Origin of the sequence: Sulfuricurvum sp. (assembly GCF_023250475.1) — a bacterium.
Taxonomy (GTDB): Bacteria; Campylobacterota; Campylobacteria; order Campylobacterales; family Sulfurimonadaceae; genus Sulfuricurvum.
In genome coordinates this window covers 1-6,255 of record NZ_JAHFAQ010000126.1, presented here as the reverse complement: position 1 = coordinate 6,255, position 6,255 = coordinate 1, and the positions used below count along the sequence as shown (strand labels likewise).

Sequence of the window (6,255 nt, the reverse complement as noted above, 5' to 3'; positions counted from 1 at the left end):
GTGTTCGATCTCTTTACGGCTGAGATAGAGCAACGCATCAAAACGTTGGCTTGCCATTAACGAGTTCGCGGTAATAAAGATATGGTGAATCTCCGGCAATGAGGCAAGAGCCTGCTCTCCGAGAGCATTCGTATCGATAGGGACAACACGATCCAAAACAACCTTAAGATCATTGGCAGTACAAATTTGTTCAAAGCGCACCAATGCAGACGGATCACGGGTAAAAACCACGGCAACCGCATACATTTCAGGAAGCTCAACTCCCGCATCCTGTGCGGCTGAGCGCATAAACTCATGCGGAAGGGAGAGGAGCAAACCGCTTCCGTCCCCTGTTTTACCGTCAGCGGCTACCGCTCCGCGGTGCATCATACGCTCTAACGCGGTAATAGCGTTTTCCAGATTTTCATGCGAAGGACGGTTTTTAATATTTGCAATCAAACCGAATCCGCAGTTATCTTTAAATGATCGTAATAGGTCTTGGTATTCCACTCTAATCGTCACCTTTCACCAAAAATTTCGGCAAATTGATATTTTTTAATCTCTTTTTAAACATAAGTAGTTTAAAGGAAGATGAAATTTCCTTATTTTAACAACACTCAGGTTAAAAAAGGTTAAAATGACGGGAAGTAACGAATATTTTAAAAAGAAACGTGTAAAGTAGAATCAGAAATGCAGGGCTTTATTATCAAACTCAACCGTGCCCGCGAAGAAGATATGATTGTCAGTATCATAGCCGAGGAAAGCTTACAGACCCTTTATCGCTTCTACGGAGCACGCCACAGTCCTATCAATATGGGATTCAAAATTGATTACGAAGCAGAGCACTCGGTAAAGTCTTCGATCCCGCGAATGAAAGACGTCATCCATTTAGGATTTCCATGGATGGCTCAATACGAACGGCTTCGTCTGTGGCAGCAGTTTATCACCCTCTTTCACCCTCATCTCAAAGACTCGGAATCAATCGGAACTTTTTATTTCGAGCTTCTCAACGATGCATCGCTACGCTGGAGAGATCAAAATCCAAAACGCGTTGCCATCGAAGCATACGTTCGCATCCTCGATCACGAGGGGAGGCTTCACCGAGAACTCAACTGTTTTTTCTGTGACCACCCTATCGAGAATGAGATATCGCTCATACGGGCTTTTTTACCCGCTCATCAGAACTGTTCCCATACCCTCTCGATCAACCCTAAAGGTCTTGAATGGCTATATACCCACGCTTCAACCCTTTTTTTAGACGACAAAGAGGTGGATCGGTTGTGGTATGTCCTCAACGAAGGATTTTAAGCGACCGTATAAAATTTAATCCCCTCTTTATAATGCTCGATTAAAGAAGGAGGTGTTTTGATGAAATCGGCATGTCCGAAAAAGAGTAACGATTCTTTATCGCGCGCAAGTCGTCCTAATCGCTCAATAGCTCGGATAACGGTCGATTCATCAAAATAGATCAGCATATTACGTGAAAAAATCGTATCGAATACCCCCAGCTCAAAAAGTCGATCATCAAAAAGATTGAGGGTACGAAAACTCACTAGTTGCTTGATCTCATCACTGATTTTAAAACTGCTCTGTGCTTTGGTAAAATATTTTTCTTGCAATGACAACGGCGTTTTATGCAAAGATCGTGCATTGTAGAGCCCCTCTTTGGCCAAAACGGTAACATCACTGTTTATATCCAAAGAAACGATCTCAATTCGGTTTGCTTGAACACCGGCGTCCACTAACGCCATTGCAATCGAGTAGGGTTCTTCTCCGGTAGAACCGGGAGCACATAAAATACGTACTTTATCGTTGTTCAACACTACTTTCTCGATTAAAAAATAGATTTGGCGGGATTCTCTGAAAAAATAGGTTTCATTAACAGTAAGAAGATTGATCAACGCTTCGAGGATATCCGGGTCGCTTTCGAGACACGAATATAACTCATCAAAAGAGGTGATATGATGATTCCGACAAAAATGGATCAGCTTTGACGTCGTAATCGACTCTTTATGATTAAAGTGGATACCGGTAACATTGGTAAATTTAGTCAATACGGCTTTCGGATTCACAAAATTTTCCACGTTCTGAATCATCTTTTCTTGCGGGGCAGACATTTTTTTTGCTCTTAGCCACCTAAACATGAACGCCTCCGAAGTCTTTGATCCGCTCAATAATCTCATCAATCGATCCGATATCACCGCTAGGTACAAGCTCTTTCGCACGGCGCGGCATCCCATAAACAATAGCGCTCTCTTCACTCTCAAAAAGACATTTGCCCCCTGATTCGTAAAGCGATAACGATCCAAACGCTCCGTCATCGCCGATCCCGGTCAATATTACCCCCAGCCGTTTCAGTACAGCGGGTAAAAATGATGCGGAGGCAAACAGGCGATCGATTTGGGGGTTATAGGGATAATCTCCCTCTTCCATCGGTTCAAGCCATATCTCTCCGCTTCTTTGAACAAGCTCGGAGGTAACGGAGCAGACATAAATATGCCCCTGCTCTATCTTTTGAGGTTCGTCAACAGAGCGTATCGGAAGCGATGTGATCGATTGGAGCTGGTGGATAAAACTCGGGACAAACGGGGCGCTCATATGTTGAGCAATGATAACCGCTCCGGGAAAAGGGTTCTCCAGCGCCGAGAGAATCGAGTAAATCCTCCCCGGCCCGCCGGTAGAAGCACCGATAAGAATTAAAGATGAAATAGTCATAGAGGTATTTTACCCGATAAATGACGGATGTTGCCACTCGTCAAATTAGGCACGCTATTTGCTTGTATGAAATCATCTAAACAAATGAGAAGATTATGCGCATCAACAAAGCAAGCGAAGCGGTTTTAGCCAAATACGCCCCGAAAGAAAAACTCCGGGTCGAACCTTTTTACAAAACGAATACGGGGAGTAAAAAAGGGTCAACATTACAGGATTTTTATCAAGAAGTTTATGAGAAAAGCAATCTATTGGTTGAACAGGTCTATAACGGAAAAAATGCTCATGAAATCGAAGTCATGATGATGGAAAAACGAAAACTTATTGAATCAAAACGGACGTATTAATACTTAATACGTCTTAAATTTCATAGTAATGAGGCTGGTACGCTTGATCGACTTCGGAGAGCTTCATTCCAAAAAGGGAGCGCATCTTCTCTTCGATGTCTCCCCAGAAATATTGCAAGATCAGACTAGATCCAATATTCCCTTCAATTTTATAAAACGGCCCCTCTAATGCTTCAATAATTTCAATTACCTCTATTTCATGTGCGGCCCTAGAGAGTTTATACCCCCCTGAGGCTCCGCGGAAACTGCTGACGAGATTATTTCTCCGCAAAATAGAAAGAAGCTGTTCCAGATAGCCGTGAGATATCTTGGTCATCGCCGAAATTTCTCTCACCTGCATTGCTCGAGCATGCGGAGCATGCGCAAGTACATGCATTGCGGCAAGCCCGTAGATCGCTTTGGATGAGAGAGCTGCCATTATTCAAACCCTCTCGGATAGATTTTTTTGGCGATGTAGTAAATCTTACAGGCAATGCAGTAACCGAAAAATAGCTCTAAAGACGCACAAAATAGAAATATCCCTGCAATAATTGTAATAACGGGTTGCAGGTTAAGTACCGAAGCTATCGCTAAAACGATACTGAATACGAGCCCGAAAAACGCTGCTAAACGCTTTGCTCCCGCATCTTCCATTTTAATGCTAAGCGATAATTTTCGCTGAATGAATACAGAGAGTCTGTTAATGGGACTAAACTGTTTGTATCCGTATAAACGGAGGAAAAAATCGATAATCAAAAAAATCAAAACTAGTATATTGTCCATCAACAAAAATCCGATAATACTAAGTATTACAAATAGTGTATTGATCCGTGTAACCGTCGCATCGACTTGACGAAAAATCAAAGGGCATTGTTGAGCCATAGTTTCCTCCTAAATTTTCCACCATTTTAATAGACTATTTTCCTATTGTCAAGTATTCATACTAAGTTACTAAGGTATAAAATTTGATTATAAAAAAAAAGGGAGATGAATCTCCCTTTAAAATAGTTATGAACGCGGTTTTACAAGTTCACGAATTTTTTTCTCTACACTTGCGAGAGAATCAAACGGTTTGAGCAAATAGTGGTCCGCCCCGACTTTATGACTTTGCAAAACTTTGTCCAATGTCGAATAGGCAGTCATCATCACTACAACGCATTCCGAATCTTTGGCTTTGATCTCTTCCAGGACACTCAACCCGTCTTTTTGAGGCATCATAATGTCAAGCAACACCCCATCGTACTCTCCGGTGCGAAAACGGCTAAGCGCATTGATCGGATTGTCTATGTAGGTGATTTTAAAATCACCCGAACGCCCCAATGCTTTTTCCAACATTGTTCCGATAGACGGCTCATCATCGACTATTAACAAACGTATCATTTTAACCCTCCAAACAATTGATTAATCGCACTTCCCATCAAATCTTCCGATTTCTCGGCGACCAAGATATCCAGCGCTTCAAAAACACCGTGACTCGCCTCTTCAATCGTTTTGATACGCTGCTCGATTTGAGTACGCGAGCATAATTTTTTCCCCTCTCCGCAATCGGCGATCAAGGCGTTGGCTTGTGCATGGACGGAGGCATGCGGTTTTTCCAGCAATCCGTACGATTTAAGATGACCGAATTGCTCTTTTCCGATACCGGCATCGTACCATTTGCCTAATCGGCAGTTATGGTGATCTACCGGTTTAAACTCGTTTGCTTGACCGAACAAGAACGCATAGACGTTATTTTTGAAAATAACATGGTCGATCTTTGCCAAGTTGCTGAAAATATAGTTGCTGATATCCATGATCTCATAGACACTGCGCGATGAGTTACGCTGGAAAACGGCCATACGGCTGCTGAGTTGCGATACTTCCTCTTTTGTGCTTGCAACAATGCCGGAGAGTTCTTCGGTTGCGGATTCAATCTCGTTGGTATCTTGCTGCATCGTCTGAATAACGATTTCAATCTCTTTCGTCGCTTTTTGGGTTCTCTCAGCGAGTTTGCGTACCTCATCGGCGACAACGGCGAACCCTCGTCCGTGCTCGCCCGCACGCGCCGCTTCAATAGCCGCATTAAGCGCAAGAAGATTGGTTTGATCGGCAATATCTTTGATCAGGGCAATGACATTGGAAACTTCGTTTGAGCGCGAGACAAGACTTGCCGTCGTCGAGAGGGTCCCCTCCATCAGTTCCGCCAGTTTATTCATATACTCATCAACACGATTCGCAATTTTCAGCCCCTCGACAGAGCCTTCCGCCGTTTCACGAGACTGTTGAACCATATCTTTCAGTTTTTCAAGAATATCCATAAAAACTTTTTGGGTTGCATTCAATGCCCCTTTAATACTCTGCTGATGCATATCCAGCAATCCGTTATCTTCGCCGCCGACAACCGATGATTTGTGTAAAATGAACCCCTTCATCCCTTGGCTCAAACTTTTACTTTTTACCGAAGCTTCACACTCGCCGACAATAATTTCGGACAGCCCTTTAGAAAGTTCCCGTATAACAGCCTCTTTATTCGTAATATCTTGAGCTTGTGTATTGAAAAAAATCGGTTCGCCCTGAGCATTGACTACGACGACAGCCTCTTTATCGCTGAGTGCGGCAATCTCTTTATAAAGCTCTAATTCTGCTTTGAGCCCGTCGCATTGTTCTTGAAGAAGACGTTTCTCTTCCCTTAGCTTTACCGTTTCTCCATCAAACCACATCTATGTTCTCCTCATATGTTTTCAAACTGATTTTAAATGCCGCACCCTGATCTTCATTTCGTACTTTTATGGTTCCGCCATGTTTCTCTATGATCGCTTTGGCCACATTCAATCCGATTCCCATGCTCTTTTTCTTATCTCCGCTTATTGCAAAATCGAAGATACCGTCGAGCATTGATTCGGGTATCCCCCCGGCATTGTCGTTGAGTGTAATAACAATCTGTTCTTTATTACATTCAAAACGGATATCGATTCGGCGATTTTCGTACGCAATTATACCCTTTTCAAACTCATCTAATGCGTTATTTAATATTATAATCCAAACTTGTTCCAGTCGGTTGGAAATTCCCATCGTTATGCAGGACAATGCATCATACGTGCTAGCACTCGAAAAAAGCTCATCATTAATCCAAATTTGGGTGATATGTTTGGAACGGTTCAAGATAATCCGAAGGGCGTAAACCAATGTCATATGAATACTGCACGGCTTCATCTCCTCTTTGCCCGTACCGGCAAACTCATACATAGAGCTGACAATC

General features: G+C 42.9%; 9 protein-coding genes and 1 pseudogene. 2 read left to right on the top strand and 8 right to left on the bottom strand.

Annotation, left to right across the window (positions count from 1 at the left end; all coding sequences use genetic code 11):
- Positions 1-489, bottom strand: a pseudogene (locus Q0C19_RS10340) (glutamate synthase large subunit); the annotation flags it as partial.
- 180 nt (positions 490-669) lie between these two features.
- On the opposite strand from Q0C19_RS10340, the gene recO reads away from it, so the two are divergent.
- Positions 670-1,287: a recombination protein RecO gene (recO, locus tag Q0C19_RS10335; RefSeq protein ID WP_295055720.1), complete on the top strand. Its 618-nt coding sequence runs from the start codon at positions 670-672 to the stop codon at positions 1,285-1,287.
- On the opposite strand, the gene Q0C19_RS10330 is transcribed toward recO, so the two are convergent.
- Positions 1,284-2,096 (bottom strand): protein-glutamate O-methyltransferase CheR, encoded by an 813-nt coding sequence (locus tag Q0C19_RS10330; protein WP_295055718.1) that lies wholly within the window; start codon positions 2,094-2,096, stop codon positions 1,284-1,286. The two genes, recO and Q0C19_RS10330, sit on opposite strands and share 4 nt — an antisense overlap.
- A gap of 19 nt (positions 2,097-2,115) precedes the next feature.
- On the bottom strand, positions 2,116-2,694 hold the full coding sequence (locus Q0C19_RS10325) for a CheB methylesterase domain-containing protein (RefSeq protein ID WP_295055716.1): 579 nt from the start codon (positions 2,692-2,694) through the stop codon (positions 2,116-2,118).
- A 95-nt stretch (positions 2,695-2,789) separates the two neighbouring features.
- On the opposite strand from Q0C19_RS10325, the gene Q0C19_RS10320 reads away from it, so the two are divergent.
- Positions 2,790-3,038 carry a hypothetical protein gene (locus Q0C19_RS10320; protein WP_295055714.1) on the top strand — a complete coding sequence of 83 codons (249 nt, stop codon included), beginning with the start codon at positions 2,790-2,792 and terminating at the stop codon, positions 3,036-3,038.
- A gap of 13 nt (positions 3,039-3,051) precedes the next feature.
- Here Q0C19_RS10320 and Q0C19_RS10315 read toward each other — a convergent pair whose 3' ends face one another.
- From Q0C19_RS10315 to Q0C19_RS10295, 5 genes are all read right to left on the bottom strand, one after another.
- Positions 3,052-3,456, bottom strand: a complete 405-nt coding sequence (locus Q0C19_RS10315) for an Rrf2 family transcriptional regulator (RefSeq protein WP_295055713.1) — start codon at positions 3,454-3,456, stop codon at positions 3,052-3,054.
- Positions 3,456-3,899, bottom strand: coding sequence for a DUF4395 domain-containing protein (locus Q0C19_RS10310; protein WP_295055712.1), 444 nt, complete (start codon positions 3,897-3,899; stop codon positions 3,456-3,458). Before Q0C19_RS10310 ends, Q0C19_RS10315 begins: the two co-directional genes overlap by 1 nt.
- A gap of 126 nt (positions 3,900-4,025) precedes the next feature.
- Positions 4,026-4,397 carry a response regulator gene (locus Q0C19_RS10305; RefSeq protein WP_295055710.1) on the bottom strand — a complete coding sequence of 124 codons (372 nt, stop codon included), beginning with the start codon at positions 4,395-4,397 and terminating at the stop codon, positions 4,026-4,028.
- Entirely contained in the window at positions 4,394-5,716 is a 1,323-nt protein-coding gene (locus Q0C19_RS10300) for a methyl-accepting chemotaxis protein (protein WP_295055708.1), read from the bottom strand. Before Q0C19_RS10300 ends, Q0C19_RS10305 begins: the two co-directional genes overlap by 4 nt.
- Positions 5,706-6,255, bottom strand: a 550-nt coding sequence (locus Q0C19_RS10295; protein WP_295055707.1) for an ATP-binding protein, incomplete at its 5' end; no start/stop codon positions are given. The genes Q0C19_RS10295 and Q0C19_RS10300, both read right to left, overlap by 11 nt.

Bases quoted from the DNA above. Each gene is read 5' to 3' on its own strand.
- Q0C19_RS10305 (WP_295055710.1), bottom strand. From the start codon at position 4,397: ATGATACGTTTGTTAATAGTCGATGATGAGCCGTCTATCGGAACAATG.
- Q0C19_RS10310 (WP_295055712.1), bottom strand. From the start codon at position 3,899: ATGGCTCAACAATGCCCTTTGATTTTTCGTCAAGTCGATGCGACGGTT.
- Q0C19_RS10330 (WP_295055718.1), bottom strand. From the start codon at position 2,096: ATGTCTGCCCCGCAAGAAAAGATGATTCAGAACGTGGAAAATTTTGTG.
- Q0C19_RS10315 (WP_295055713.1), bottom strand. From the start codon at position 3,456: ATGGCAGCTCTCTCATCCAAAGCGATCTACGGGCTTGCCGCAATGCAT.
- Q0C19_RS10300 (WP_295055708.1), bottom strand. From the start codon at position 5,716: ATGTGGTTTGATGGAGAAACGGTAAAGCTAAGGGAAGAGAAACGTCTT.
- Q0C19_RS10325 (WP_295055716.1), bottom strand. From the start codon at position 2,694: ATGACTATTTCATCTTTAATTCTTATCGGTGCTTCTACCGGCGGGCCG.
- recO (WP_295055720.1), top strand. From the start codon at position 670: ATGCAGGGCTTTATTATCAAACTCAACCGTGCCCGCGAAGAAGATATG.
- Q0C19_RS10320 (WP_295055714.1), top strand. From the start codon at position 2,790: ATGCGCATCAACAAAGCAAGCGAAGCGGTTTTAGCCAAATACGCCCCG.